Genomic DNA, 25076 nt, shown 5'->3' on the forward strand with positions numbered 1-25076 from the left:
TTTAGATACCCCCTGCAACAGGCGCGCGTCCCAGTGCGGCAAGCCCCTGTTCCAGTGCCTGCGCGCAGGCGGCGAGCTGCTCATCGCTGACCGAGCGGATGACGAAATTTGCACCGGTCTTGCCTTCGCGGAAAAAAGGATAGCTGCCGATCTGGCAGCCATCGAAAGCCTTTTCGGTTTCGCGCAGCAAGTCCGCAATCTCGCTTTCGGCCACCCAGCAGCCGACCGTGGTGGACAGCAGAGGCAAACCGCCTTCCAACTGGCCGGTCAACCCGTCCAGCATCTGCGCGGTGATACCCGGCACGCCCGCCATAAGAAACACGTTGCCGATGCGGATGCCAGGCGCGCCTGAAACCTTGTTTTCGATCAGGTCTGCGCCATCGGGCACACGGGCCATGCGCAGGCGGGCGTCGTTGAGGCCCCCGCGCGTGGCGTAATAGCTTTCCAGAATGGCGCGCGCCTTGGGGTGGATCACCACATCCACGCCCAGTGCCGCAGCCACGGCATCGACCGTGATATCGTCATGGGTGGGGCCAATGCCGCCGGTGGTGAACAGGTAATCGTTGCGCGCCCGCAAAGCGTTAACCGCTTCGACGATGGCGTCGGTATCATCGGGCACCACCCGCACTTCGCGCAGGCGAATGCCCTGAATGCCAAGCCACGAGGCGACTTGCGCGATGTTCTTGTCATGGGTGCGGCCAGACAGGATTTCATCGCCGACAACGATCAGGGCGGCAGTCCATATGCGGGATTCGTCAGTCATCGCGCGCAGGGATACCCCATGGATGGCACAGGCAAAAGCGCTATTCCACTGCCTCAAGCTGAGGCTTGTGCGGTGCCGCGGTCTGCGCTTTGCCAAGCTGGAGCACGCCGTCCTCTATCGGATCGTCACGCATCCACACCCGGTCGCGCACATAGTCCTGATTGAGCCGCCAGCGCATATCTGTGGCGCTTTTGGGCAGGAGGTGGCGGGCGCGATTGATGTAGCCGGACGAGAAATCGTAGATGTTGTCTTCGTCCAGATTGTGGGCGGGCGACAGTTTTGGCACGGCGATGTCCGCGCCTTTGGCCTTCATCGCGTTCAGCACATCGCAGATATAGCGGGCGTTGATATCGGCGCGCAGGGTCCACGATGCGTTGAGGTAGCCGAAAACCGCTGCAAGGTTGGGCAGGTTCGAGAACATCACGCCCTTGTAATAATAGCGGTCCGCGAAATCGACCGGCACACCATCGACGCTGACCGCGATCTTGCCCGCCATGGTCATTTTCAGACCGGTTGCGGTGATGATGATGTCGGCGTCCAGATGCTGGCCCGACTTCAGGCAGATGCCGGTTTCATCGAAGTGGTCGACATGATCGGTGACGATGCTGGCCTTCCCGGCATTGATCGCCTTGAACAGATCGCCATCGGGCACAAGGCACAGGCGCTGATCCCATGGATCATAGGGCGGGGTGAAGGTCTTGGCGTCGTATTTTTCGCCCAGCGCGGCCTTGATGCGTTTGGTCAGGAAGGCCTTGACCTTTTCGGGCTGGGTGCGGGCGCGTTTGAACACAAGGTTTTGCAGGCGCACGTTTTTGAACCGGGTGATGCGATAGGCCAATTCATCGGGCAGAATCTTGCGCAGAAAATTGGCGATGCCATCGCGTGCTGGGCGGATGCCATACCAGGTGGGCGTGCGTTGCAGCATGGTGACGTGCGCGGCCTTGTCAGCCATCGACGGGACGATGGTGACCGCCGTTGCGCCCGATCCGATGACCACCACGCGCTTGCCGGTGTAGTCGAAGTTTTCGGGCCAGAATTGCGGGTGGATGATCTGGCCTGCGAAGCTGTCACGTCCGGCAAATTCGGCTTCATAGGGCTTGTCGTAATCGTAATAGCCTGAGCCGAGATAGAGCCAGCGCGCAGTCAGGCGCGAACGCTGACCATCTTCGCCTTCCAGCGTGACGATCCAATGCGCAGCGGCGCTGTCGAAATCGGCGCTGATCACTTTGCTGTCAAAGCGAATATGGCGGCGGATATCGCGTTCGTCCGCGATGCGGTTCAGGTATTCGAGGATCGAAGGGCCATCGGCGATGGATTTTTCATGCCGCCAAGGCTCGAACACGAAGCCCAGCGTGTGCATGTCGGAGTCCGAACGCACGCCGGGATAGCGGAACAAGTCCCACGTTCCGCCAATCTGGCTGCGGCGTTCGACAATGGCAAAGCTGCGATCAGGCGACAGCATCCGCATGTGCGCCGCCATCCCGATGCCGGAAATGCCCGCGCCAACAATCAGAACATCGACATCCGCCATGGCGTCTTGTGCTGGGGCCATGTGCTCTCTCCCGTTTCTATTTACAGAAATGTTAGCAGGTCTTTGCGTGATTGCGAGTCTGTTTGGCATTTGCCACTGATGCACTATGACTGTGATCGCTGCCCGCCGCTATTGCCATGGAACCGCGCACGAAACCGCGCTGATGATTGATGGTACGCCTGTTGCTCCCATGGATAGGCACTGCTTTGACTGGATCGGACTTTGCGCGCCTGATGCGGCAGAGATGGAGCTGGTGCGGCAGCAATACGGTCTGCATCCGCTGGCGGTGGAAGACGCGCTGAACCCGCGCCAGTTGCCCAAGGTGGAGGTCTATGGCCAGACGCTGTTCGTGGTGGCGCGCACCGCCGAACTGAATGATGGTGAGACGATCGGCTACGGTCAGACCGCGTTTTTCGTTGGTCCGGGCTTTCTGATAAGCGTGCGGTTTGGCAGCACGCGGGCACATCTTGATCTGCGTGGTCTTCTCGAGACTCAGGCGGAGCGGCTGGCAGAGGGCCCGGATTACGTGCTGCACGCGGTGCTGGACTTCATCGTAGATGGCTATCTGCCGCTGCTTGACCAGTTAGAAGAGGTCGCGCAGGAGATGGAGGAGGCCGCGATTGATGTGTTTCCCGAACAGGGCACCATCCGCCGAATCTTTCGCCTGCGCCGCCAGTTGCGCCGGTTTGAACGGGTGATCGGCCCGATGGAAGAGATGTGCGAGCGGCTGGTGGAGACAGACTTGCCCTGCATTGATCCGGGCGCGCGCATCTGGTTTCGCGATGTGCTGGACCACGTGCGCAGGGCCATGGCGCGGATGCGCGGACTGAAGGAAACGCTGGCCGCAATCGTGGAAACGGCCAGCCTGCTGGAACAGCACCGGCAGGGCGAAATGACCCGCGCACTGGCGGCATGGGCCGCCATTCTGGCGGTGCCGACGGCCATCGCCGGGATCTATGGCATGAACTTCGAATATCTGCCCGAACTGCAATGGCGTTATGGCTATTTCGCGGTGTGGGGGGTGATCCTGACGGTTTGCGGCGGTTTGTGGTTGCGCTTCCGGGCAATCGGATGGTTGTGACGGTGTGGACAATCCGAAGCTTTCGGATTGTTACCGGCCTGTGACTGGCCTAGGGGGCGCAAAGAGCGGGGGGCGATTCGCTTCCGGTGTGCGTGACGGCAATTCGGGAAGCATAGCGATGTTTGGCTGGTTCCAGCGTCTTCTGCCCAAATCGGGCGACTTTTTCGGTATGTTCGAACGCCATGCGGCGGCCTGCGTCGATGCGGCCGAAGCGCTGGCGAACCTGACCCGTGCCAAGGGCGATTCCGCGCAATGGGTGGCGCGCATCCGCGAACGCGAACACGATGCGGACGAGATTATCCGCGAAGTGCTGTTTACCGTGCGCCGCACCTTCCTGACGCCGTTTGATCGTGGGGCCATCACCTCGCTGATCGGTGCGATGGATGACACCATTGATGAAATGCAGGCCGCAGCTTCGGCTATCGAACTTTACGAAGTTGTCGGCTTCGATGCGGAAATGCAGGCGATGGCGGACAAGATCGTGGCTGCGGTTGGTCTGATTGCCGAAGCTTTGCCGCTGCTGCGTGATATTGAACGCAATGGTGCCGTGCTGCATGCGCTGACCGAACGGATCGTGAAACTGGAAGGCGAAGTGGACCTGATCCATCAGGCGGGCCTGAAAGCCAATTTCCTGCGCCACCGCGCCGATGGCGATCATGTCGGATTCATCGTTTCGCGCGAGATTTTCAAGCATCTCGAAAAGATTGCCGACGCTTTTGAAGACGTGGCAAACGAGATCGACGGTCTGGTCATCGACCACGCCTGACGGCACGCCGCAGGAGTATTTGCGATGCACGAGATTGCCTTTCCGCTGCTGGTCGGCCTGATCGCGCTGGCTTTGGCGTTCGACTTCCTCAACGGGTTGCACGATGCCGCCAATTCCATCGCTACGGTGGTTTCCACGCGCCTGCTTTCGCCGGTGGCGGCCGTGGTGTTTGCCGCTGCAGGGAACTTTGCTGCCTATTGGCTGGTCGGGCTGCATGTGGCCAACACCATCGGCAAGGGCATCATCGACAAGGACATGGTGACCCCGGCGGTGGTGTTCGGGGCGCTGGTCGGGGCGATGTTCTGGAACATCGTGACATGGATAAAGGGCATTCCGTCTTCGTCCAGCCACGCGCTGATTGGCGGCCTGCTGGGTGCAGGGGTGATGCACGGCGGCTTTGACGCGATCGAAGCAAAGAAGACCATCGAGACATTTGTGGCGATCTTCCTGTCGCCGACCATCGGTTTCGTGCTGGCGATGTTCTTCGTGCTGGTGACAAGCTGGGTGTTCCGCGGGTTTCAGCCGCGCAAGGCAGAAGGCGTGTTCAAGGGCCTGCACCTTGTGTCTTCCGCTGCCTATTCGATCAGCCATGGCGGCAACGATGCCCAAAAGACGATGGGCATCATCACCGTGCTGCTTTATTCCACCGGCTATCTGAAGGGTGAATTCCACATCCCTGAATGGGTTGTGCTGGCATGCTATGCGGCGATTTCACTGGGTACGATGTCGGGCGGGTGGAAGATCATCAAGACGATGGGCACCAAGATCACCCGGCTGAACCATCACACCGGCTTTTGCGCATCAACCGCCGGTTCCATCGTGGTGTTCGGTGCGAGCGCCATGGGCATTCCGGTTTCAACCACCCACGCAATTACCGGCAGCGTGATCGGCACAGGGGCTGCCCGCCGGGCCAGTGCAGTGCGTTGGGGCGTGGCGCAGCGCGTGGTCATGGCATGGTTCATCACCATTCCCGCCAGTGCAGCAGTAGGCGCGGCATTCTATATGCTTACGCGTCTGTTCTGACCCGGATTTGGTCTTGCCCGCGCACCCATGGCGCGCGGGCGGGCCGAGTTTCAGCCAGCGATCACTCCATACAGGTCGTGCGCGTCGGCATCTTCGATCATGACATTGGCAAAGTCGCCTGCCTTAAGGTCGGCGGGCACGTTGCGCAGATAGACTGCGCCGTCGATTTCGGGCGCGTCGGCCTGTGAACGCGCGGTTGCGCCCACATCGCCATCTTCGTCAGGCTCACCCACTTCATCAACGATCACGCGGATCGTGCGGCCAACTTTGGCGGCCAGTTTGGCGGCGCTGATCGCTTCGGTCTTTTCCATCAGCCGGGCATAGCGTTCTTCCTTGACCGCTTCGGGCACCGGATTGGGCAGATCGTTGGCAGTGGCGCCTGCGACCGGTTCAAAACGGAATGCGCCGACCCGGTCAAGCTGGGCTTCGTCCAGCCATTCCAGCAGGTATTCGAAATCAGCCTCGGTTTCGCCGGGGAAGCCGACGACGAAGCTGGAGCGGATGGCAATGTCCGGGGCGATTGCGCGCCATGCCTTGATCCGGTCGAGCACCTTCGCCTCGTTGGCAGGGCGCTTCATCGCGCGCAGCACATTGGGGCTGGCATGCTGGAACGGGATGTCGAGGTAAGGCGTAACCAGCCCTTCCGCCATAAGCGGGATCACCGCATCAACGTGAGGGTAGGGATAGACATAATGCAGGCGCACCCATGGCGTTTCACCGTCGGGCGTGCGCAATTGGCCCAGTTCACGTGCCAGATCGGTCATGTGCGTGCGGACCGGACGGCCTTTCCACTGGCGTTCTTCATGCCGCACATCAACGCCATAGGCCGATGTATCCTGGCTGATGACCAGCAGTTCCTTCGTGCCTGCCGCAACCAGCTTTTCCGCTTCACGCAGCACGGCGTCGATGCGGCGGCTGGCTAGCTTGCCGCGCAGCGAAGGGATGATGCAGAACGCGCAGGCGTGGTTGCAGCCCTCTGAAATCTTGAGATAGCTGTAGTGGCGCGGGGTCAGCTTCACATCGCCCGGTTCCGCTTGCGGGATCAGGTCGATATATGGACCCATGCTGGGCGGGGCGGCCTCGTGGACTGCTTCAACCACGGCTTCGTACTGGTGCGCGCCGGTGACGGCCAGAACCTGCGGAAACTTTGCGCGAATGGCATCGGCCTCGTTGCCCATGCAGCCGGTCACGATTACCCGGCCGTTTTCGGCCATGGCTTCGCCAATCGCAGCAAGGCTTTCTTCCTTGGCGGAATCAAGGAAGCCGCAGGTGTTGACCAGCACCACGTCGGCGCCGGCATAGTCTGCGCTCATCGCATAACCATCGGCCCGCAGACGGGTGAGGATGCGTTCGGAATCGACCAGTGCCTTGGGACAGCCAAGGCTGACCATGCCAACCTTGGGGGCTTCGGGAATCTCGATAGGGGGAGTCTGACTTGCCATTATGGCGCGGCCCATAGGCGAATTTTTCACAAACGTCACCTATGCTGCGCAATTGGTGCGGCGACAGGGTTTCCCCGATGATTGCCAAGCCCGCATAGGGAGGGTAGCAATTGCACCATCCGGGGGCGCGGAAAGAAGGAAGATCATGGGTCCGGTCAACTGGTTAGCCGTGGTAATTGCCGCCGTTGCTGCGCTTGGCGCGTCGACGTTGTGGTATGGCCCGCTGTTCGGTCGTGCCCGGCTTGAAGAAGTTGGTCCCGGCGGGCTTGGCATTCGCCGCTCTCCCTGGCGCACCGCAGCTATTACAGCTGCCCTGCTGCTGGTGTCTTCCACCATGATGGGCCACATGTTCGCACGGGTGGGGCCAGAAACGCTGGCCGTGAAGTGGTGGCTCTATTTCATGATGTCTGGCGGACTGGCCGGTGCATTCGTCATCCCGTCGCTGTGGATCAGCTATACCCAGCAGCGCATCAGCACACGGCTGGCGCTGATTGATGGGGGTTTCTGGATGGTTGCTTATCTGGCGATGGGCCTTGCCTTCATGCTGCTGGGCTGATGTTCACTTTGCCGGGGTGGGCACGATTTCGACGATAATATCACCTGCCTGCAAGATTTTGGCGCCGTCTTCCCAAAAACCATGGGTCGCCCCGTTGCGATAGATTCGCAAGCCTTGTCCGCCGCTGTCGAGGCAACGCAACGGCCGGCCGATTTCATCGGGCCGCACTTCGCGTTCGACCAGTTGTACCCGCCCTTCGACCGAAGCCAGGTCAGTGAGGTAATCCGCAACATGGGTGCCGTGGGCCGACCCTGCCAACAACAGACCGGTGAAGCGAACCGGATTTATAACGGTTGATGCGCCGGCCTGCCGGGCCAGCACTTCGTTGTCCGCCGCGCGCACCACCGTACTGATCGGCACATCGGGAGCCAGATGGCGCGCGGTGAGCGTAATCAGGATCGAGGTATCGTCCCGCCCGGCCGAAACGAGAATGGAGGACGACTGCCCGATGCGCACGTCCATCAAAGTGGCATCGCGTGTGGCATCGCCACTCAATACGTTGCACCCCATGCTGGCGGCCAGGGCAAGACGGCCTTCACCGGGGTCGACCACAACGATCCGGGCAGGATCGGTGCCACGGGCCACCAGTTCGGCCACAGCTTCGGACCCTGACACGCCAAAGCCCAGCACGACGATATGGTCGGTCAGATTCTTCTGGATCTGCGCCATGCGCCACCTTTCCCAACTGCGCTTGATGATGAAGTTATAGGCCGTGCCCACGAAGATGAAGATCACTGCAAGCCGGATGGGCGTGACGATCACCGCTTCGACCAGTCGCGCCCGGTCGCTTACCGGGGCAATATCGCCAAAGCCGGTGGTGGTGATGGATATCATGGTGAAATAGACTACATCGAGGAAGCTGACGTCCCCGTCGTGCGTGTCCTTCAACCCGGTGCGATCAAACCAGTGAACCAGTACCACGATAGCCACCAGCCCCAGCGCACCGCCCAATCGCAGCGCGGCATCGGCCCAGACCGGGACTTTCAGATCGCGTCGCAGCAGATTGCCTGGTTTGCGAAGTTTCACAGGCGCGCCATCAGAGGCGGGATGGCAGGTAAAGTTCGGGATCGCGCGGCACGTTGGTCCGGCGCAGTTCGAAATGCACCGTTGGGCGCGTCACCTCGCCGCTTTTCCCGACCAGCGCGATACGTTCGCGCGCGGTGACGGTATCGCCTTCTTTCACCGTCATCGTGCCAAGATAGGCATAGGCGCTGACCCAGCCGCCGCCATGATCGATCAGGATCAACTGGCCGAACCTTTCGGGTTCCTTCCCGGCATAAAGCACGGTGCCTGCGGCAGCGGCGCGGACCTTGGTGCCGTAATGCGCGGCCAGATCGACCCCGTTGGACGGAATGCCGGAAACCCGTTCACCAAAATGGGTAACCACAGCGCCTTCGGTGGGCCATTGCAGGCGCGGCGCATCGGATTCCCGCGCGGTAAGCGGCGGGCGCTGTGGCAGAGGTGGGCGCACCGGTGGGGCTGCGCGGGGCGTGGCTATTGCAGGCGCGGGCGTAGGTGTGGGGGCAGGCCGTGCTGCTGGTGTCGGAGCGCGGGCTGGCGGGGGCGTGCGCAATGAAGCCGTCGGATCAGGCCGCTTCAGCACTTGCCCGATGCGGATCACATAAGGGCTGGGAATGCCGTTGGCTTCGCCTAGCGTTGCCATATCAACGCCCCATCGGCGGGCAATATCGGCAAAAGTATCGCCTGCCTGTACAGTATAGGCCCATGCCAGAATGGGACCACGCGCCACGGTTTGCGCCGAAACGGGCGCAGTCAGCGGCGTGGCCGCGAGCAGCAGCAGGGCAGCCCGCAGCCGCAGCATCAGCCTTGAGGCACCGAGCGTGGTGTCAGGCGTGTCAGGCCACCGGTATAGGGAAGCAGGGCTTCGGGCACGTCCACCGATCCATCCTCTTGCTGATAGTTTTCCAAGACTGCCACCAAGGTACGGCCCACGGCAAGGCCTGAACCATTAAGAGTATGAACGAATTCGGTGCCTTTCGCGCCTTCCGGGCGATAGCGCGCGTTCATCCGCCGTGCCTGAAAATCGCCGCAGTTGGAGCAGGACGAAATCTCGCGATAGGCCGACTGGCCCGGCAGCCACACTTCAAGATCATAGGTCTTGCGTGCGGTAAAGCCCATGTCGCCGGTGCACAGCAGCACCTTGCGATAGGGCAGGTCCAGCGCCTGCAGCACGTCTTCGGCGCACTGGGTCATGCGTTCATGCTCCGCTTCGGAATCTTCCGGGCGGGTGATCGACACCAGTTCGACCTTTTCAAACTGGTGCTGACGGATGAACCCGCGCGTATCACGCCCCGCCGCGCCAGCTTCCGACCGGAAGCACGGCGTCAGCGCGGTCATCCGCAGGGGAAGTTCCGCATGGTTCAAAATCTGACCCTGCACCGCGTTGGTCAGGCTGACTTCGGCAGTGGGGATCAGCCAGCGGCGATCCGTGGTGCGGAACAGATCTTCGGAAAACTTAGGCAACTGGCCGGTGCCGAACACGGCCTCATCCTTGACCAGCAGCGGCGGAATGCATTCCATGTAACCGTTCTCGCCGGTCTGGCGATCCAGCATGAACTGCGCCAGTGCGCGGTGCAGGCGGGCCATCTGGCCTTTCAGGAACGTGAAGCGCGCGCCCGAAATCAGCGCGCCGGTTTCGAAATCAAGTCCCAGTGCAGGGCCGATGTCGGCATGTTCCTTGGCCGTGAACGTGAAGTTGCGCGGGGTGCCCCAACGGCTGACTTCGACGTTATCGACTTCGTCCGCGCCATTGGGAACTTCATTGACCGGAAGGTTGGGAATAGCGGCAAGCGCGGCGTTCTGCAACGCGCTGACCTGGCGTTCCTCTTCTTCCAGCGCGGGTAGTTCGGTCTTGAGCGCGGCAACTTCAGCCTTCAGCGCTTCGGCCGTGGTAGTATCGCCCTTGCCCATGGCTGCACCAATGGCCTTCGACGCTTCGTTGCGGCGGGCCTGCACCTCCTGCATTCGCGTGGCGATATCGCGGCGGCGTGTGTCGAGCTCGAGAATGGAACTGGCCGCAGCCTCAACCCCACGGCGGGCAAGAGCGGCATCGAAAGCGGCGGCGTTTTCGCGGATCAGGCGGATATCATGCATGAGCGCGGCTATGCCGCCTTGATCCGTGAGTGGCAAGTGAGGCTAACGCCGGGGACAGGTATTCAGCCCGATCAGCGAATAGAGCGGGCAAGTGCGCCACAGGCCCGTCAGTAGCGGCACCAGACCCAGCCAGCCCCACGGTGTTTGCGGCCCGACAAATACCAGCGCGATCAGCGCGATTCCCAAGATGAGACGCAAAATTCGGTCAACGTTGCCGATATTGGATTTCAGCATGACAGGCTCCCTTTCCAGATCGAAAGAGAATGAGCTTGTATATTAGAAAAGCATTGATTGCGGTCAAAGTGCAGAATCCGTGATCGCCGCGGTTTTGAAAGCCGGCACCATTTCGCCATCGATTAGGGGGAAATGGTGGGCGCGACAGGGATTGAACCTGTGACCCCACCCGTGTGAAGGGTGTGCTCTACCGCTGAGCTACGCGCCCGTCCATTTGGACGTCTGCGCCGGAACTGGCCGGTGCAGGGGCGCGCCTCTACGATGACTGGGTTCGATTGACAAGTGGGGTAATCAAGATATTTGCGCGGGCATGACCGACGAAACCATTCAGCCCGCCGCATCGCCCGAAACCTCTGGTCCTGACGTTCCGCCGGATCATCTGGCAATCAACCCTCGCAGCCCGTTCTTCGATGCGGACAAGCTGCGTCGCGGGGTGGGCATCCGCTTCAAGGGCACCGTTCGCACCAATGTTGAGGAATATTGCATTTCCGAAGGCTGGGTCCGCGTGCAGGCGGGCAAGACGATGGACCGCAAGGGCAACCCGCTGACCATCAAGCTGACCGGCCCGGTTGAAGCCTGGTATGAAGATCTGGGCGAAGACGCGCCCGTCGCCAAGGTCTGATTTTGCCGGGATGATGCCGGATGCTTCCGCGGGAGTGGGAGCATCGGTGTTGTTCCCGACGGAAGCGTTAGGCCGACTGAGGCCCCGGCTTTCGTGGGGGACGCAGGCACTACACTTTGCTATCGCGGCAGCAATCTGCCGCGTTCCCGTGCGACCAATGCTGTCAACCAGTCCTTGAATGCGCGCACCCGCGCAAGGTTGTGGGTGTCCTTGTGCGTGACCAGCCAGAATGAGCGGGTGATCCGCTGGTCTGGCAGCACCGGCACCAGCCATTTATCCGAATCGCCGATGAAGCACGGCAGCACCCCGATACCTGTGCCTGCTGCGATCATGCGGTGCTGGGCGTTGATGGATGACGACCGCACCGTGGCGATCAGATCGGGTTCGATTTCCGCAAGATAGCGCAGTTCGGGCGCATAGAGCAGGTCGGGGATATAGCCGACCAGCCGGTGCCCGCGCGCCAGTTCGGACGCGCGCTGTGGCAGGCTCTTTTGCGACAGGTAACCGCGCGTGGCGTAAAGCCGCAGGGTGTAGTCCGACAGTTTTCCTGCAATCACCGGCCCTGCGCGCGGGCGTGACAGGGTAACCGCCAAATCCGCTTCACGCTTTGACGGGCTGAGGAAGCCCGACGATGCCACGAGATCCACCATCAGACGCGGATTGGCGTCGACAAAGCTGCGCAGTGCCGGAGCGACGATGGAACTGGCGAAGCCTTCGGACAAGCTGACGCGTAGCAGGCCCGCTGGCCCGCCGCCGCTGGCCGCATGTTCGGCAATGCGGCTGGCGGCCTGTTCCATGGCCTCGACTTCGGCCAGCATGGCTTCGCCCGCTTCGGTCATCACCTGCCCTTCGCGGGTCTGTTCGAACAGCGTTGCGCCGATCCGCGCCTCCAGCCTGCGCAGGCGGCGGCCTATGGTGGTGGCGTCCACCCCCATGGCGGCGGCGGCGCGCGCCAACTGGCCCGCGCGCGCCACGGCAAGGAAAGCCTGATAGTCGTTCCAGTCACTCGATTGCATGGAAGGTGCCTGCATATTTGCAGGTGAACCTCGCATATTCGCTTGTTGCCTGCAATCTGTCGCGGGCGCATCACGGCGCGGAAGTTTTTGGCGAGAGGACAGACATGCGCCTGGTAGATCATTTCATCGTCGGTGGACCCGGCGGCGCGCCCGCCCGCAAGGGCCAGATTTTTGACCCCAACAACGGCGGCGTTCAGGCCGAAGTTGCGCTGGGCACGGCAGAAACGCTGGAACGTGCGGTGCAGGCTGCGTTGAAGGCCCAGCCGGCATGGGCGGCCACCAACCCGCAGCGCCGCGCCCGCGTGATGTTCCGCTTCAAGGAACTGGTCGAAGCGAACATGGACGCGCTGGCGCACATGCTGTCGTCCGAACACGGCAAGGTGATTGCCGATTCCAAGGGCGATATTCAGCGTGGGCTGGAAGTGGTGGAATTCGCCTGCGGTCTGCCGCATGTGATGAAGGGCGAATATACGCAGGGCGCAGGGCCGGGCATTGACGTTTATTCCACTCGCCAGCCCATCGGCATTGGTGCAGGGATCACCCCGTTCAACTTCCCCGGCATGATCCCGCTGTGGATGAGCGCCATTGCCATTGCCACCGGCAATGCCTTCATCATCAAGCCGTCGGAACGCGATCCTTCGGTGCCGGTGCGTCTGGCCGAACTGTTCATCGAAGCAGGCCTGCCCGAAGGCATCTGCCAGGTCGTCCATGGTGACAAGGAAATGGTTGACGCGATCCTTGACCACCCTGCCATTGGCGCGGTCAGCTTCGTTGGTTCGTCCGACATCGCGCACTATGTCTATAACCGTGGCGTTGCCGCTGGTAAGCGCGTGCAGGCCATGGGCGGTGCCAAGAACCACGGCATCGTCATGCCCGACGCCGATCTTGATCAGGTGGTCAATGACCTGTGCGGCGCGGCCTTTGGTTCGGCTGGCGAACGCTGCATGGCGCTGCCGGTGGTCGTGCCGGTGGGTGAGGATACCGCTGAAAAGCTGAAGGCCAAGCTGATCCCCGCGATCAACGCCCTGCGCGTTGGCGTGTCGACCGATCCCGAAGCGCACTATGGTCCGGTGGTCACGCAGGCGCACAAGGAAAAGGTCGAAGGCTGGATTGCCAAATGCGTCGAAGAAGGTGGCGAACTGGTCATCGATGGCCGCGGCTTTACGCTGCAGGGCCATGAAAACGGCTTCTTCGTCGGCCCGACGCTGATCGACCATGTGACGGCGGACATGGACAGCTATCACAACGAAATCTTCGGCCCGGTCCTGCAGATCGTCCGCGCCAAGGATTTTGAAGAGGCGCTCGAACTGCCCAGTAAGCACCAGTATGGCAATGGCGTGGCCATCTTCACCCGCAACGGCAATGCCGCGCGTGAATTTGCCGCCCGCGTCAATGTTGGCATGGTCGGCATCAACGTGCCCATCCCGGTGCCGGTGGCCTATCACACCTTTGGCGGGTGGAAGCGTTCCGCTTTTGGCGACACCAACCAGCACGGCATGGAAGGCGTGAAGTTCTGGACCAAGGTCAAGACCGTCACCCAGCGCTGGCCGGACGGTTCGCCCGATGGCGGCAACGCCTTCGTCATCCCGACGATGGGCTGAGGTAGGGCCGCCAAGGAAAGGATTGCTCCGGTGCGCGTTGCTGATGTCATCTGCAATTGCACCGGAGTTTCCCGATGAAGCGCTTCATACCCCTTTTGGCCGCGCCGCTGGCACTGGCCGCATGTTCAGACCCTGCCCCGGAGCCGAGCGCGGCGGCAACGCCATCTATGGCCCCGGTGGTTAGCGAATCCGAAGCGTTTGCCCCACCGGTTGCGCCCGGTGCCAGCCAAGCGGCGGGAGTAGTGGCCGATGCCTCGTTCCCCATGGCCATGCGTGGGCGCTGGGGTATGAATGCGGCGGATTGCGATCCTTCGCGCGGGGACAATAAGGGCATGATGACGGTCGGCCCGGATGAAGTGAAGTTCTACGAATCCGTCGCCGAAATCGGCGCGCTGGCGGAACGGAGCGAGGCGCTGGTGCGCGGAACTTTCGATTATGAAGGCGAAGGCATGGAGTGGAAACGCGAGGCCCGCTTTGAAATGGCTGATGGTGGCAAGACGCTGGTTCTGACAGAATTTGGCGATGACGCACCGCAAGGTCCGCGTCGCTACAGCAAGTGCCGTTGAGGAGACATGCGATGAAGCTGCTGCCACTTGCATCGATCACTGCATCGCTTGCCCTTGCCGCCTGTTCCACGCAGGCTCCACCCGTGGCGGAAGTGCCGGTTATGCCGGAAGGCAACTGCAATGCTGATCCCGCACGGGGGCTGGCAGGCGAGAAGGCCAGCGCGGCGACCGGAGCGGAGCTTCTGCGCCTGACCGGTGCGCACACGTTGCGCTGGGTGCCGCCGCGTTCGGCAGTGACGATGGATTATCGCGCTGATCGTCTGACGGTTGGCTATGACGATGACTATACGATCAACCGCATTTCGTGCGGCTGATACTGGACAGCGCAGGCGGCGACGCTTAACCGCCGCCTGCAACATTAATGGCACGGTTAAATACCGTGTGACGGGAAGAGACGCATGACCGACCAGTTCGCGCTGACAGACGACCAGATCGCCATTCAGGACATGGCGCGCCGGTTTACCGCCGATGCCATCACGCCATTCGCGGCGCAGTGGGATGAAGACCACACGTTCCCGCGCGACACGATCAAGGCGGCGGCGGAACTGGGCTTTGCTGCCATTTATGTCAGCGAGGAATCGGGCGGGATTGGCCTTGGCCGTTTGGAAGCGGCGCTTATCATGGAAGCCATGGCCTATGGCTGTCCGGCGACAAGTGCGTTCATTTCCATCCACAATATGTCGGCCTGGATGATCGACACGTTCGGTGGGGACGAGATCAAGGCGCGCTATCTGCCCAGCCTTGTCACCATGGACCTGATGGCCAGTTACTGCCTGACTGAACCGGGTTCGGGGTCTGATGCGGCGGCGCTGAAAACCACGGCGCGGCTGGACGGCGACCATTATGTTGTCAACGGCACCAAGCAGTTCATTTCGGGCGGCGGGGTGAACGATATCTATGTCACCATGGTCCGCACTGGCGACAACGGGGCCAAGGGCATTTCGTGCCTTGTGATTGAAAAGGATATGCCCGGCGTCAGCTTTGGTGCGCCGGAAAAGAAGCTGGGCTGGAACGCCTCGCCGACCGCGCAGGTGATCTTCGATAATGTGAAGGTGCCGGTGGCGAACCGCGTCGGGGCCGAAGGTGATGGCTTCAAATTTGCCATGGCCGGGTTGGATGGCGGGCGGCTGAACATCGGTGCCTGTTCGCTGGGCGGTGCGCAGCGTTGCCTTGATGAAGCAGTGGCTTACGTGAAAGATCGCAGCCAGTTCGGCAAGGCAATTGCCGAATTTCAGAACACCCAGTTCCAGCTTGCCGACATGGCGACCGATCTGGAAGCGTCGCGGGCGTTGCTGTATCTGGCCGCCGCCAAGGTGACTTCGGGCGCGCCCGACAAGACGCGGTTTTCGGCAATGGCCAAGAAGCTGGCGACCGATAATGGATCTTCGATTGTCGACCGCGCGCTGCAATTGTTCGGTGGTTACGGCTACTTGCGCGACTATCCGATCGAGCGTTTCTGGCGCGATCTGCGTGTCCACCGCATCCTTGAAGGCACCAACGAAGTCATGCGGATGATCGTGGGAAGGGACCTTTTGAAGTGAGTGACCCGAACGTCCCTGAAAGTGTCCTGAAGACTACCAATGGTGGTGCAGGCATCCTTTCACTGAACCGACCGAAGGCCATTCACGCGCTGACGCTTGACATGGTTCACGCTATGACCGGCGCGCTCCTGGAATGGCGCAATGAACCCGCGATTGGCGTGGTGATGATTGACCATTCTGAAGGTCGCGGGTTCTGTGCGGGCGGCGACATTGCCTTCCTGCGCAATTCGGCGCTGAACGATGGCGGGGTGTCGGGGCGCAAGTTCTTCCACGACGAATACCAGCTCAACCACTTGCTGATGACCTATGGCAAGCCGGTGGTGGCGTTCATGGATGGGATCACCATGGGCGGCGGCGTGGGCATTTCCGGCCCGGCGACGTTCCGCGTGGCGACCGCGGCGACGCGGCTGGCCATGCCGGAAACCGGTATTGGCCTGTTCCCAGATGTGGGCGGCGGCTGGTTCCTGTCGCGGTTGAAGGGACGGTTGGGGCAGTATCTGGCGCTGACCGGCGCGCGGCTGGATGGTGCGGAATGCGTGTGGGCAGGTCTTGCTACGCATTACCTGCCTGCTGAAAATCTGGCTGAGGCCAAAGCGCGTATTGCTGCCGATCCGGCATCGATCCCGACGATCCTGCGTGAACTTTCCGCCGTGCCGCCTGAGGCGAAGATTGCTGCCCATGCTGCCGATATTGAGCGCCTGTTCGCGTCCAGCCGGTATGAGGACATTCTGGCCGCGCTTGAGGCTGACGGCGGCGATTTTGCGCAAGCCACTCTGGCCATACTGAAAACCAAAAGCCCGCAGACCTGTAAAGTGGCGCTGCGCCAATTGGCCACCAGCCTGACCTTGCCGGATTTTGCCGCGAACATGGCGATGGAATATCGCGTCGGTTCCCGCGTGTTGACCATGCCCGATTTTGCCGAAGGTGTGCGCGCGGTGATCGTGGACAAGGACAATGCGCCCAAGTGGAACCCGGCGACGCCCGAAGGCGTGACCGAAGACCTGCTGGATCACATCTTTGCGCCGCTGGGCGCTGCTGACGAATGGAAACCGCTATGACTTACGAAACCATCCTCGTCGAAACGCAGGGTGCGGTCACCCTGATGACGCTGAACCGCCCGCAGGCGCTGAACGCGCTCAATTCGCAGGTTCTGGCTGATCTGATCGACGCCTTTGCCGCATTCGAATCCGATGCTTCGCAGCGTTGCGCGGTGCTGACCGGTTCGGGCGAGAAGGCCTTTGCCGCAGGTGCCGACATCAAGGAAATGGCCGACAAGCCAGCCGCCGATTTCTACAACGAGGACTTCTTTTCGAAGTGGACCAGCCACCTTGTGAAGACCACGCGCAAGCCATGGATCGCGGCGGTGAACGGTTTTGCGCTGGGCGGCGGATGCGAACTGGCGATGATGGCGGACTTCATCATCGCGTCGGACAATGCGAAGTTTGGCCAGCCCGAAATCAAGTTGGGCGTGGCCCCCGGCATGGGCGGATCGCAGCGCCTGACTCGCGCGGTGGGCAAGGCCAAGGCTATGGACATGTGCCTGACCGGGCGCATGATGGACGCCGCCGAAGCCGAGCGTTCTGGTCTTGTGACCCGCGTGGTGCCGCTGGCCGATCTGCTGGCCGACGCACTGAAAACCGCGCAAGCCATTGCCGCGATGCCGCCGATGGCTGCTGTCGCCAACAAGGAAATGGTCAACGCCGCGTTTGAAACGACGCTGGATCAGGGCCTGCTGTTCGAACGCCGCCTGTTCCAGGTGCTGACTGCCAGCGAGGACAAGGCCGAAGGCATGAAGGCCTTTGTCGAAAAGCGTCCGGGCGTGTGGAAGGGCCGGTAAGAACATGAAAATCGCATTTATCGGGCTTGGCAACATGGGCGGCGGCATGGCCGCGAACTTGGTCAAGGCGGGCCACGACGTTCACGCATTCGACCTTGCCGAAGCAGCGTTGGAACGCGCGAAGGCAAACGGCTGCACCACCTATACTTCGGTCAGGCAAGCGGTGCAGGGTGCCGATGCTGTCGTGTCGATGCTGCCCAATGGCGCCATCGTGAAGTCGGTCTATGCTGCGGATGTTATCGGCCATGCGCCCACTTCGGCGCTGCTGCTGGATTGTTCGACCATTGACGTTGCCACCGCGCGTGAAGTGGCCTCGGCTGCCGATACGGCAGGTTATGTCATGGTCGATGCGCCGGTTTCGGGCGGGATTGCTGCGGCCAATGGCGGCACACTGACATTCATGGTGGGCGGTGCGGATGATGCGTTCGCGCGTGCCGAACCGATCCTTGCCGTGATGGGCAAGGCGGTGATCCACGCAGGGGCCAGTGGGGCGGGGCAGGCTGCGAAGATCTGCAACAACATGCTGCTGGGCGCATCGATGGTCGCCACCTGCGAAACCTTTGCCATGGCGGAAAAGCTGGGGCTGGACCTTCAGACCTTCTTCGACATTTCGTCCAAGGCTTCAGGCCAGTGCTGGTCGATGACGTCCTATTGCCCGGTGCCGGGCGTGGGTCCGCAAAGCCCTGCGGACAACGGCTATCAGGGCGGTTTTGCCACAGCGCTGATGCTGAAGGATCTGAAGCTGGCGATGGCTGCTGCCAAGGATGCTGGCGCGCAAGTGCCGATGGGCGCGCGGGCGGAAGAGCTTTATGCGGCCTTTGCCGATGCCGGAAATGCAGGGCTGGATTTTTCGGCGATCATCAAGTCGCTTTGATTAGAAAGGCCGTGCGCCCCCGCGCAGGCGGGGGCGCACGGCTCTATTGCATGGGGCGCACATCAACCCCGTTCGAGTCGAACGGGGGCGTTGGAGTCGGCTTTGCAGTTGCTGAACTGGTCAGCGCGTGCGGCTGGCGATGATCCGGCCGATCGGGTCGTCCGCAAGGGCCGGGGTCAGCCGTGCCGGGCGGGCCGTTTCCGTGTTGCGCGGCGCGGTCTTTGGCGGGGTGTAGCTATAGGCCAGTTGGCGGCGCACCGGGCTGGCCTCGGCGTCGACTTCTGGACGGATGCCTTTCAGGAAATCGGCACCGATGCGCGATTTGGGCGCTTCGGCAGCTTTTGCCTTTTGCGGTTGGTATGCTGTTGCCAGCAGCGTCAGCCGTTCCGGGGCTTTGGCAAGCTTCGGTGCTTTGATCCGTCCCGGTGCTTCTGGGTAGATGAAGCCGTTGACCGGCCATGCCGTGGTGCCCAGCGCGCCGATGGGGGCATACCACACGCGCACTTCGCTCCAGTCATTGCTGTCTGAAACATCCACCGCGCGCACATTGTCTTCAATCTGCCCGCGACGGCCATTGATGACCGACCAGTTGGCATGGCGCAGCAACACCGTGCGCGAATCGATTACCCGGCTGACGGCGGCGACATGGCCCAGCTCCATGTTGCCGTGGGGGCGAAAGCTCATCACTGCGCCGGGTTTGGGGCGTGAACCGCGAGCATAGCGCCCTTCGGCCTTGTCCCACCATGTTAATGCATCGCCATAGATCTGAATGCCGCTGACCTGCCGTGCGTAAGGAACGCATTGCAGATAGGGCAGCGATTCGCTGCTGGTGTCGAACATGGCCCGCGAAGGCGCGGAATCCCTGATTTCCGCTGCATTCAGGCTGCTCGCCCCAAAGGCGAGGCTGCATAGAACGGCAAGGCGGCAAATTTTTTCCCTCATGCGGCAATTATCTGCCGGTCGGGTTATCCCCAGCCTTCCACGAATGGTTAATGGAGGAATAATCACTCCTCCGGACTTAAAGCCCCACTTGCGTTCATTCGCCGGAAGCGCCACGGGTGGCCCATGCGCCCACAAGTTATCATTATCGGACGCCCCAATGTGGGTAAGTCCACCCTGTTCAACCGCCTTGTCGGCAAGAAACTGGCGCTGGTTGACGATCAGCCCGGCGTTACGCGCGACCGCCGTTTTGGCGATGCCACGCTGCTTGGCCTTGATTTCACCATTGTCGACACCGCCGGTTGGGAAGACCTCGATCCCGATACGCTGCCCGGCCGCATGCGCCAGCAGACCGAAGCCTCGTTGGTTGGCGCGGACGTCGCCCTGTTCGTGATCGACGCGCGCGCAGGTGTGACCCCGCTTGACGAGGAAATTGCCCGCTATCTGCGTTCGAGCCGTGTGCCCATCGTGCTCATGGCCAACAAGGCGGAAGGCCGCCAGGGCGATCCCGGCATCTATGATGCATTCGCGCTGGGCTTTGGTGAACCGGTCGCCTTCTCTGCCGAACACGGGCAGGGTCTGGCCGACCTGTTCGAAGCGCTGCGTCCGCATCTTGAGCCCAAGCAGGCCGAAGTGGACGACGATGCCGAGCCTGCCGACGGCGAGGAGGAGGAATTCGATCCCGAATCCGTCCTCAAGCTTGCCATCGTCGGTCGCCCCAATGCGGGCAAGTCCACGCTGATTAACCGACTTCTTGGTGAAAACCGCCTGCTGACCGGGCCGGAGGCGGGCATTACGCGCGATTCCATTGCCGTAGACTGGCAGTGGTTTGACCCGGAACGTGAAGGTTATCGCCCGGTGCGGCTTATCGACACCGCGGGGATGCGCAAGAAGGCGCAGATCACCGAAAAGCTCGAAAAGCTGTCGGTGGCCGATGCGCGCCATGCCATCGATTTTGCCGAAGTCGTCGTGCTGATGCTGGATGCCACGCGCGGCCTTGAACATCAGGATCTCAAGATCGCCTCGATGGTGCTCGAGGAAGGTCGCGCACTGATGATTGCGATCAACAAGTGGGACGTGGCGGAAGACCCATCGGGCCTGTTCCGTGGCGTTCGCGCGGCGCTGGACGATGGACTGGCGCAGGTTCGCGGTTTGCCGCTGTTGGCAATTTCGGGCCGCACCGGCAAAGGGCTGGACGAAATGCTGGCCGCAGCGTTTGAAATTCGCGCGGCATGGTCAAAGCGTGTGCCCACCGCCGCGCTGAACCGCTGGTTCGATGATGCGCTGTCGGCCAATCCGCCGCCCGCGCCCGGTGGCCGCCGGATCAAGCTGCGCTATATCACGCAGGCAAAGACCCGCCCGCCCGGTTTCATATTGTTCGGCACGCGGCTGGATCAGTTGCCGGAAAGCTATCGCCGCTATCTGGTGAACGGCATTCGTCGTGAATTGGGCTTTGACGCTGTGCCGATCCGTCTGACGCTGCGTATGCCGAAGAACCCGTTCGCCAAGTAATGCCCGAAAACGCCCTGCCTCTGGACCGTGCATCCCTGCCGCAGTCGCTGGGATCTGCGGTGTGGCGCGGGGTGCGGGGCAAATGTCCGCGTTGTGGCGGCACGCACCTGTTCGCAAGGTTCCTGAAACCTGCGGACCGGTGCCGGATGTGCGGTCAGAACTGGACGCTGCATGCGGCGGATGACTTTCCGCCTTATATCGCCATCCTGTTGACCGGGCATGTCATGGCGCCGGTCATCATCGAACTGGGCCTGCGTGACAGCATTTCGGCACTGACCATGATGGCCATCGTTGCCGTCATGGCCGTGACGCTGCTGATATCGCTGCTGCAACCGGCCAAGGGTGGGGTGATTGCGGTGCAGTGGTGGTTGGGTATGCATGGCTTTGCGGGAAAGCCGGGCAAGGTTGAAGCGGGCGTTTCCTAAAGAAAATTGTTGGGCCAGATCATCGTGCGCCACATGTGTGCGGTGGGCGAATTGTCGAAGCCAAGGCCTTCTTCCGGTTCGCGGAAATTGCGCGCGATGACGCCGGCAAGGTCTTCAGGATCGACCCGGGCGAAATCATCGAAGAAGTAGGTGTCGTACATGGTGACCAGCCGCGCGGTCATGTACCATTCGTGGCCGCGCGCGTATTCGGCATCGCGCAGCAGGTATTCGGGCGGCTGGTAATCGGGCCCGAAGAACCTGTGATAGCTGTCAGGATAGGCGTAGCCGACGCTTTCGTCCGCCACATAACGCAGCGCCTGATGGTATTTGACTGCAAACGCCACTTCGGGATCGACATAGGGCGCGATCAGTTGCGCGCTCCAGTAACCATGGTCGGCGCGGATCAGGCATCCGTTGGATATGTCATGCAGCAGGCAGGCGAGGACGACCTTTTCCGGCAGGCCATCGTCCAGCGCGCGTTTGGCGCTGACCAGCAAGTGCCGCACGGTGATGTCACCAAAGCGGCAGCGGAAGAAATCCAGCAGCCGGGGACGTTCGGGCATGCGCGGCAGGGCGGGGTTGTCGCCCATCATGAACACCGTTTTCGGGTTCAAGCGGCGCAGCAGGTCCTCTTCGTTGTCGACGAAATCACTGCCCTTCCAGCCCACCGGCGAAGGGTAAATCATCCTCTCGCGCCCTACCTGCGGCCAAGGGCGGTTATCTTCATAATTTTGCATAGTGCCTGTTTTCTAGGCTCGCAGCCAAGGATGGCAAGTGAGGAGGAAGCGCAAAACTCAGGCGGCTGACGGAAAATTAGAATGGGCATTTTAACAAGCAATCATAATCAATCAAAAAGTATCTTTCACAATCGCTCGTTTTTGATTACTCAGATTGGGAAGGTCCATGAAAGGACCTCGATTCCATGGGGGTGCCTTGATGAAACGAGCAAATTCTATCCGTGTGTCCGCGTCTGTTGCAGCGATGGCGCTGTGTCTGGTGGCCGCACCTGCGGTTGCACAAAACGCGGAGGACCAGTCGGACGCAGCAGAGGTCAACAAGCAGATCGTGGTAACCGGCGTGTTCAGCGCCAAGTCGATCGAGAATGCGCCTATTTCCATTGCTGCAGTCACGGCTGAGGAACTGTCGCAACAGATCGCCAACAGCTCTGCCGACTTGATTAAGAACGTGCCCGGCGTGTTCGTGAACTCGTCTCTGGGTGAAATCCGCAACGTGGTGTTCTCACGCGGGGTTTCGGCCAACTCGCTTGATGGCGATGGCGGCTATTATTACGTTTCGATGCAGGAAGATGGGCTGCCGGTTGAGCCGGTGACGGTGGGCAACTTCGGCCCTGACTATTTCTCGCGCCCTGACATCATGCTCGACCGGCTGGAAGGCCTGCGCGGCGGCACCGCGACCGTCACTGGCAACAATGCGCCGGGCGGCATTTTCAATTACATTTCGCGCACCGGCAAATCGCACCCCGGCTTGGAAATGCAGGGCAAGGTTGGCCTCGAAGGCGACGGCAAGAACCCCTATTACCGCATCGATGCCTATAACGGCGGTGAACTGGGCAATGGCCTGTACTACGCCATTGGCGGCTTCTATCGCAAAAGCGATGGTTCGCGCGATCCGGGTTATGCGCTTAACAAGGGCGGCCAGATTCGCGCCAACCTGCTGTGGGATTACGGCAATGGTTCGGTTCGGTTCGATGTCAAATATTTGAACGATCACAACGGCTGGTTCGAATTTACCCCCGCGTTCAACTATAACGATCCCAAGATTGCAGCTGGTTTCACCAACACCTCGTCGGTTCTGCCGCCAGCCAATGCGCACAGCTTTACCAATCCCGATGGTTCGACCGGATCGTGGGATGCGTCCGACCTTGTTCATGCCCGATCGCTGTCTTTCGGCATGACGTGGGATCACGAACTGGCCGATGGCATCAAGCTGCAGAACCGCGCGCGTTACAGCGAAAACAAGACCGACTGGAGCACCGGCGGCGTGATCTTCCCGCTGACTCTGGATGACTTCTTCCTGTCGATCCTGACCGGGACGCTGGGCCTGCCGGGCACTACGACCTACAAGGTGCGCGGCACCAACGACGTTGCCGCGCAGGTCGTGTCGTTCTCAGGCTTTGACCATACGGTTGTGGCGAACAACCTGCCGAACCAGAATGTTCTTCAGAACGGCGTATTTTCGCAGGCGGCGCTTTCAAACAAATATCGTTCGCGCACTTTTCAGGACCAGCTCACCTTGTCAGCCAGCCTGGGGGACCACTCGCTTGCGGTCGGCGCTTCGTTTTCGCACTCACGCTACAAGCAGATCAGCGGTTCTGCCGGCTTTGGCATATCAGGGCTGACCTCGCAGCCGCAGGTCTATGACATTACCCATACCCTGCCCAATGGCACCGTGTTGCAGGTTACCGATCCCGCAGGCTTCGCCTCGCAAGGGGGCGGCATTTTCGATGGCGACGGGGTGAGCGGAACGCAGCGCCAGATTTCGTTCTTCGCGGGTGACGAATGGCAGGTGACCGACCGTCTCTCGATCGACGGTGGCATTCGTTATGAAGACATCCGCTATGACGTGACCAACCTGACGCTGGGTGCGGCAGCCCCGGTCAATGGCGGCGCAGGCGCAGACGGTAATCCGCTGACCCTGTGGGACAACAACCGCAACACCTATGGTGCGCCAACCAACACCAAGCGCAACTTCCACTACCTGAACTATACCGGTGCAGTGAACTATGAGGTGAGCGACAACTTCCAAGCCTATCTGCGTTACACGCGCGGCAAGAAGGCCCCAGATTTCGGCGGCATTGCATCAATCGATCTGCCGGATGAAGTTGCCACGCAGTTCCCCGAACCGCAGGTGGTTACGCAGGTTGAACTTGGTCTGAAATATCGGTCGGGAGATGTGCGCATCGGCGTATTCCCGTTCTATTCGAAGCTGTCGAACGTGGGGTCAACGCAGACGTTCACCGATCAGAACGGTCAGCTTTACACCCCGCCCACCGTTTACGGCGAGATCGAGACGTATGGCATCGAGATCGACGCGGATGCCGATTTTGGCGACATGCTGAATCTGCGTACGGCAATCACGTTCCAAAATCCCAAGGCGTCGAAGTTTGGCCTTTGGCTGGCAAATACGCCCGATCCTGCTGACGATACACTTCAGGCAACGCCAAAGGGTGATGCGGACAACAACCCGAAGATCCTGACCCGCACCACAGCCACGCTGACGCCGATGGACAGCCTGTCGCTGTTCCTGACGCACAGCTATACCGGCAAGCGCGCCGCAAACCGCGCCAATGCATGGTATCTGCCGGGCTTCCACACCTTTGACTTTGGTGCGGCATATGAATTTGGAGCGGACAAGCGCTTCAAGTTGCAGGCAAACGTGAACAACGTATTCAACCAGTTTGGTATCATGTCGTGGGCGCGGGCGGGCGGCTTCCTCAACTCGCTCGACCGTCAGGGCCTGACCAAGGCTGCGGTCCAGGCCAACCCGAACCAGTTGCTGAGCATCGTGGCGATCCAGCCGCGCTCGTTCTGGCTGACCGGCACGGTCAAGTTCTGACCAGACTTTCCTGAACCTCCCCAAAGCCCCGGACGCCGCAACGTCCGGGGCTTTTTT

At 61.2% G+C, this 25076-nt stretch carries 25 protein-coding genes and 1 tRNA gene; 15 read left to right on the forward strand and 11 right to left on the reverse strand.

The features are described 5' to 3' along the window. Position 1: 1 nt before the first annotated feature. Both OVA07_RS08445 and OVA07_RS08450 read right to left on the reverse strand, forming a co-directional pair. A complete protein-coding gene (locus tag OVA07_RS08445) occupies positions 2-763 on the reverse strand; it encodes a competence/damage-inducible protein A (RefSeq protein ID WP_268171006.1) in 762 nt (253 codons plus the stop codon). 40 nt (positions 764-803) lie between these two features. After that, entirely contained in the window at positions 804-2315 is a 1512-nt protein-coding gene (locus OVA07_RS08450; RefSeq protein WP_268171007.1) for a flavin-containing monooxygenase, read from the reverse strand. 85 nt (positions 2316-2400) lie between these two features. Here OVA07_RS08450 and OVA07_RS08455 point away from each other — a divergent pair, with 85 nt between their 5' ends. The 3 genes from OVA07_RS08455 (at position 2401) to OVA07_RS08465 (ending at position 5164) form a co-directional block, all read left to right on the forward strand. Further along, entirely contained in the window at positions 2401-3375 is a 975-nt protein-coding gene (locus OVA07_RS08455) for a magnesium and cobalt transport protein CorA (protein WP_268171008.1), read from the forward strand. A gap of 118 nt (positions 3376-3493) precedes the next feature. After that, positions 3494-4141, forward strand: a complete 648-nt coding sequence (locus tag OVA07_RS08460) for a DUF47 domain-containing protein (protein ID WP_268171009.1) — start codon at positions 3494-3496, stop codon at positions 4139-4141. Positions 4142-4165: 24 nt separating this feature from the next. Beyond that, positions 4166-5164 (forward strand): inorganic phosphate transporter, encoded by a 999-nt coding sequence (locus tag OVA07_RS08465; protein ID WP_268171010.1) that lies wholly within the window; start codon positions 4166-4168, stop codon positions 5162-5164. Positions 5165-5214: 50 nt separating this feature from the next. Here the strand turns inward: OVA07_RS08465 and rimO are convergent, their stop codons facing one another. Further along, complete coding sequence (rimO, locus tag OVA07_RS08470; RefSeq protein WP_268172654.1) at positions 5215-6621, reverse strand: 30S ribosomal protein S12 methylthiotransferase RimO; 1407 nt, start codon at positions 6619-6621, stop codon at positions 5215-5217. 130 nt (positions 6622-6751) lie between these two features. Here rimO and OVA07_RS08475 point away from each other — a divergent pair, with 130 nt between their 5' ends. Continuing rightward, positions 6752-7162: a DUF1761 domain-containing protein gene (locus OVA07_RS08475; protein ID WP_268171011.1), complete on the forward strand. Its 411-nt coding sequence runs from the start codon at positions 6752-6754 to the stop codon at positions 7160-7162. 3 nt (positions 7163-7165) lie between these two features. On the opposite strand, the gene OVA07_RS08480 is transcribed toward OVA07_RS08475, so the two are convergent. From OVA07_RS08480 to OVA07_RS08500, 5 genes are all read right to left on the reverse strand, one after another. Beyond that, positions 7166-8188: a potassium channel family protein gene (locus OVA07_RS08480; RefSeq protein WP_268171012.1), complete on the reverse strand. Its 1023-nt coding sequence runs from the start codon at positions 8186-8188 to the stop codon at positions 7166-7168. Between the two features lie 10 nt (positions 8189-8198). Beyond that, positions 8199-8984, reverse strand: a complete 786-nt coding sequence (locus OVA07_RS08485) for a M23 family metallopeptidase (RefSeq protein ID WP_268171013.1) — start codon at positions 8982-8984, stop codon at positions 8199-8201. Then, positions 8984-10276: a serine--tRNA ligase gene (gene serS, locus OVA07_RS08490; protein WP_268171014.1), complete on the reverse strand. Its 1293-nt coding sequence runs from the start codon at positions 10274-10276 to the stop codon at positions 8984-8986. The genes OVA07_RS08485 and serS overlap by 1 nt, the downstream gene beginning before the upstream one ends. Positions 10277-10318: 42 nt before the next feature. Further along, positions 10319-10510 (reverse strand): YgaP family membrane protein, encoded by a 192-nt coding sequence (locus OVA07_RS08495; protein ID WP_268171015.1) that lies wholly within the window; start codon positions 10508-10510, stop codon positions 10319-10321. Positions 10511-10643: 133 nt separating this feature from the next. Next, a tRNA-Val gene (locus OVA07_RS08500) sits at positions 10644-10718 on the reverse strand. 102 nt (positions 10719-10820) lie between these two features. On the opposite strand from OVA07_RS08500, the gene OVA07_RS08505 reads away from it, so the two are divergent. Further along, a complete protein-coding gene (locus OVA07_RS08505) occupies positions 10821-11132 on the forward strand; it encodes a DUF3297 family protein (protein WP_268171016.1) in 312 nt (103 codons plus the stop codon). 119 nt (positions 11133-11251) lie between these two features. Here OVA07_RS08505 and OVA07_RS08510 read toward each other — a convergent pair whose 3' ends face one another. Continuing rightward, entirely contained in the window at positions 11252-12148 is an 897-nt protein-coding gene (locus OVA07_RS08510; protein WP_268171017.1) for a LysR family transcriptional regulator, read from the reverse strand. A gap of 104 nt (positions 12149-12252) precedes the next feature. Here OVA07_RS08510 and OVA07_RS08515 point away from each other — a divergent pair, with 104 nt between their 5' ends. The 7 genes from OVA07_RS08515 to mmsB all read left to right on the forward strand — a co-directional run bounded on the left by OVA07_RS08515 (position 12253) and on the right by mmsB (position 18567). Continuing rightward, positions 12253-13749, forward strand: a complete 1497-nt coding sequence (locus OVA07_RS08515) for a CoA-acylating methylmalonate-semialdehyde dehydrogenase (RefSeq protein ID WP_268171018.1) — start codon at positions 12253-12255, stop codon at positions 13747-13749. 74 nt (positions 13750-13823) lie between these two features. Continuing rightward, positions 13824-14315, forward strand: coding sequence for a hypothetical protein (locus tag OVA07_RS08520; RefSeq protein WP_268171019.1), 492 nt, complete (start codon positions 13824-13826; stop codon positions 14313-14315). Positions 14316-14326: 11 nt separating this feature from the next. Further along, positions 14327-14629, forward strand: coding sequence for an I78 family peptidase inhibitor (locus OVA07_RS08525; protein ID WP_268171020.1), 303 nt, complete (start codon positions 14327-14329; stop codon positions 14627-14629). An 84-nt stretch (positions 14630-14713) separates the two neighbouring features. After that, complete coding sequence (locus OVA07_RS08530) at positions 14714-15856, forward strand: acyl-CoA dehydrogenase family protein (RefSeq protein WP_268171021.1); 1143 nt, start codon at positions 14714-14716, stop codon at positions 15854-15856. Beyond that, entirely contained in the window at positions 15853-16914 is a 1062-nt protein-coding gene (locus OVA07_RS08535; protein ID WP_268171022.1) for an enoyl-CoA hydratase/isomerase family protein, read from the forward strand. Before OVA07_RS08530 ends, OVA07_RS08535 begins: the two co-directional genes overlap by 4 nt. Next, complete coding sequence (locus OVA07_RS08540; protein ID WP_268171023.1) at positions 16911-17693, forward strand: enoyl-CoA hydratase-related protein; 783 nt, start codon at positions 16911-16913, stop codon at positions 17691-17693. Before OVA07_RS08535 ends, OVA07_RS08540 begins: the two co-directional genes overlap by 4 nt. 4 nt (positions 17694-17697) lie before the next feature. Further along, positions 17698-18567, forward strand: coding sequence for a 3-hydroxyisobutyrate dehydrogenase (gene mmsB, locus OVA07_RS08545; RefSeq protein WP_268171024.1), 870 nt, complete (start codon positions 17698-17700; stop codon positions 18565-18567). A gap of 120 nt (positions 18568-18687) precedes the next feature. On the opposite strand, the gene OVA07_RS08550 is transcribed toward mmsB, so the two are convergent. After that, a complete protein-coding gene (locus tag OVA07_RS08550) occupies positions 18688-19509 on the reverse strand; it encodes a CHAP domain-containing protein (protein WP_442789633.1) in 822 nt (273 codons plus the stop codon). 123 nt (positions 19510-19632) lie between these two features. Here OVA07_RS08550 and der point away from each other — a divergent pair, with 123 nt between their 5' ends. Both der and OVA07_RS08560 read left to right on the forward strand, forming a co-directional pair. Further along, positions 19633-21018 carry a ribosome biogenesis GTPase Der gene (der, locus tag OVA07_RS08555; protein ID WP_268171025.1) on the forward strand — a complete coding sequence of 462 codons (1386 nt, stop codon included), beginning with the start codon at positions 19633-19635 and terminating at the stop codon, positions 21016-21018. After that, on the forward strand, positions 21018-21443 hold the full coding sequence (locus tag OVA07_RS08560; protein WP_268171026.1) for a DUF983 domain-containing protein: 426 nt from the start codon (positions 21018-21020) through the stop codon (positions 21441-21443). The genes der and OVA07_RS08560 overlap by 1 nt, the downstream gene beginning before the upstream one ends. Here OVA07_RS08560 and OVA07_RS08565 read toward each other — a convergent pair. Next, positions 21440-22129: a hypothetical protein gene (locus OVA07_RS08565; protein WP_268171027.1), complete on the reverse strand. Its 690-nt coding sequence runs from the start codon at positions 22127-22129 to the stop codon at positions 21440-21442. The two genes, OVA07_RS08560 and OVA07_RS08565, sit on opposite strands and share 4 nt — an antisense overlap. Before the next feature lie 250 nt (positions 22130-22379). Here OVA07_RS08565 and OVA07_RS08570 point away from each other — a divergent pair, with 250 nt between their 5' ends. Further along, positions 22380-25019, forward strand: a complete 2640-nt coding sequence (locus OVA07_RS08570; RefSeq protein WP_268171028.1) for a TonB-dependent receptor — start codon at positions 22380-22382, stop codon at positions 25017-25019. The last annotated feature ends 57 nt before the right edge of the window (positions 25020-25076 follow it).

Origin of the sequence: Novosphingobium sp. SL115, from assembly GCF_026672515.1 — a bacterium.
In the GTDB taxonomy this organism is placed as follows: domain Bacteria; phylum Pseudomonadota; class Alphaproteobacteria; order Sphingomonadales; family Sphingomonadaceae; genus Novosphingobium.

Coding starts and splice junctions, on each gene's coding strand:
- OVA07_RS08510 (WP_268171017.1), bottom strand. CDS start 12,148: ATGCAATCGAGTGACTGGAACGACTATCAGGCTTTCCTTGCCGTGGCG.
- serS (WP_268171014.1), bottom strand. CDS start 10,276: ATGCATGATATCCGCCTGATCCGCGAAAACGCCGCCGCTTTCGATGCC.
- OVA07_RS08540 (WP_268171023.1), top strand. CDS start 16,911: ATGACTTACGAAACCATCCTCGTCGAAACGCAGGGTGCGGTCACCCTG.
- rimO (WP_268172654.1), bottom strand. CDS start 6,621: ATGGGCCGCGCCATAATGGCAAGTCAGACTCCCCCTATCGAGATTCCC.
- OVA07_RS08460 (WP_268171009.1), top strand. CDS start 3,494: ATGTTTGGCTGGTTCCAGCGTCTTCTGCCCAAATCGGGCGACTTTTTC.
- OVA07_RS08445 (WP_268171006.1), bottom strand. CDS start 763: ATGACTGACGAATCCCGCATATGGACTGCCGCCCTGATCGTTGTCGGC.
- mmsB (WP_268171024.1), top strand. CDS start 17,698: ATGAAAATCGCATTTATCGGGCTTGGCAACATGGGCGGCGGCATGGCC.
- der (WP_268171025.1), top strand. CDS start 19,633: ATGCGCCCACAAGTTATCATTATCGGACGCCCCAATGTGGGTAAGTCC.
- OVA07_RS08570 (WP_268171028.1), top strand. CDS start 22,380: ATGAAACGAGCAAATTCTATCCGTGTGTCCGCGTCTGTTGCAGCGATG.
- OVA07_RS08455 (WP_268171008.1), top strand. CDS start 2,401: ATGACTGTGATCGCTGCCCGCCGCTATTGCCATGGAACCGCGCACGAA.
- OVA07_RS08495 (WP_268171015.1), bottom strand. CDS start 10,510: ATGCTGAAATCCAATATCGGCAACGTTGACCGAATTTTGCGTCTCATC.
- OVA07_RS08485 (WP_268171013.1), bottom strand. CDS start 8,984: ATGCTGCGGCTGCGGGCTGCCCTGCTGCTGCTCGCGGCCACGCCGCTG.
- OVA07_RS08465 (WP_268171010.1), top strand. CDS start 4,166: ATGCACGAGATTGCCTTTCCGCTGCTGGTCGGCCTGATCGCGCTGGCT.
- OVA07_RS08550 (WP_442789633.1), bottom strand. CDS start 19,509: ATGAGGGAAAAAATTTGCCGCCTTGCCGTTCTATGCAGCCTCGCCTTT.
- OVA07_RS08450 (WP_268171007.1), bottom strand. CDS start 2,315: ATGGCCCCAGCACAAGACGCCATGGCGGATGTCGATGTTCTGATTGTT.
- OVA07_RS08530 (WP_268171021.1), top strand. CDS start 14,714: ATGACCGACCAGTTCGCGCTGACAGACGACCAGATCGCCATTCAGGAC.
- OVA07_RS08565 (WP_268171027.1), bottom strand. CDS start 22,129: ATGATTTACCCTTCGCCGGTGGGCTGGAAGGGCAGTGATTTCGTCGAC.
- OVA07_RS08515 (WP_268171018.1), top strand. CDS start 12,253: ATGCGCCTGGTAGATCATTTCATCGTCGGTGGACCCGGCGGCGCGCCC.
- OVA07_RS08560 (WP_268171026.1), top strand. CDS start 21,018: ATGCCCGAAAACGCCCTGCCTCTGGACCGTGCATCCCTGCCGCAGTCG.
- OVA07_RS08505 (WP_268171016.1), top strand. CDS start 10,821: ATGACCGACGAAACCATTCAGCCCGCCGCATCGCCCGAAACCTCTGGT.
- OVA07_RS08520 (WP_268171019.1), top strand. CDS start 13,824: ATGAAGCGCTTCATACCCCTTTTGGCCGCGCCGCTGGCACTGGCCGCA.
- OVA07_RS08525 (WP_268171020.1), top strand. CDS start 14,327: ATGAAGCTGCTGCCACTTGCATCGATCACTGCATCGCTTGCCCTTGCC.
- OVA07_RS08475 (WP_268171011.1), top strand. CDS start 6,752: ATGGGTCCGGTCAACTGGTTAGCCGTGGTAATTGCCGCCGTTGCTGCG.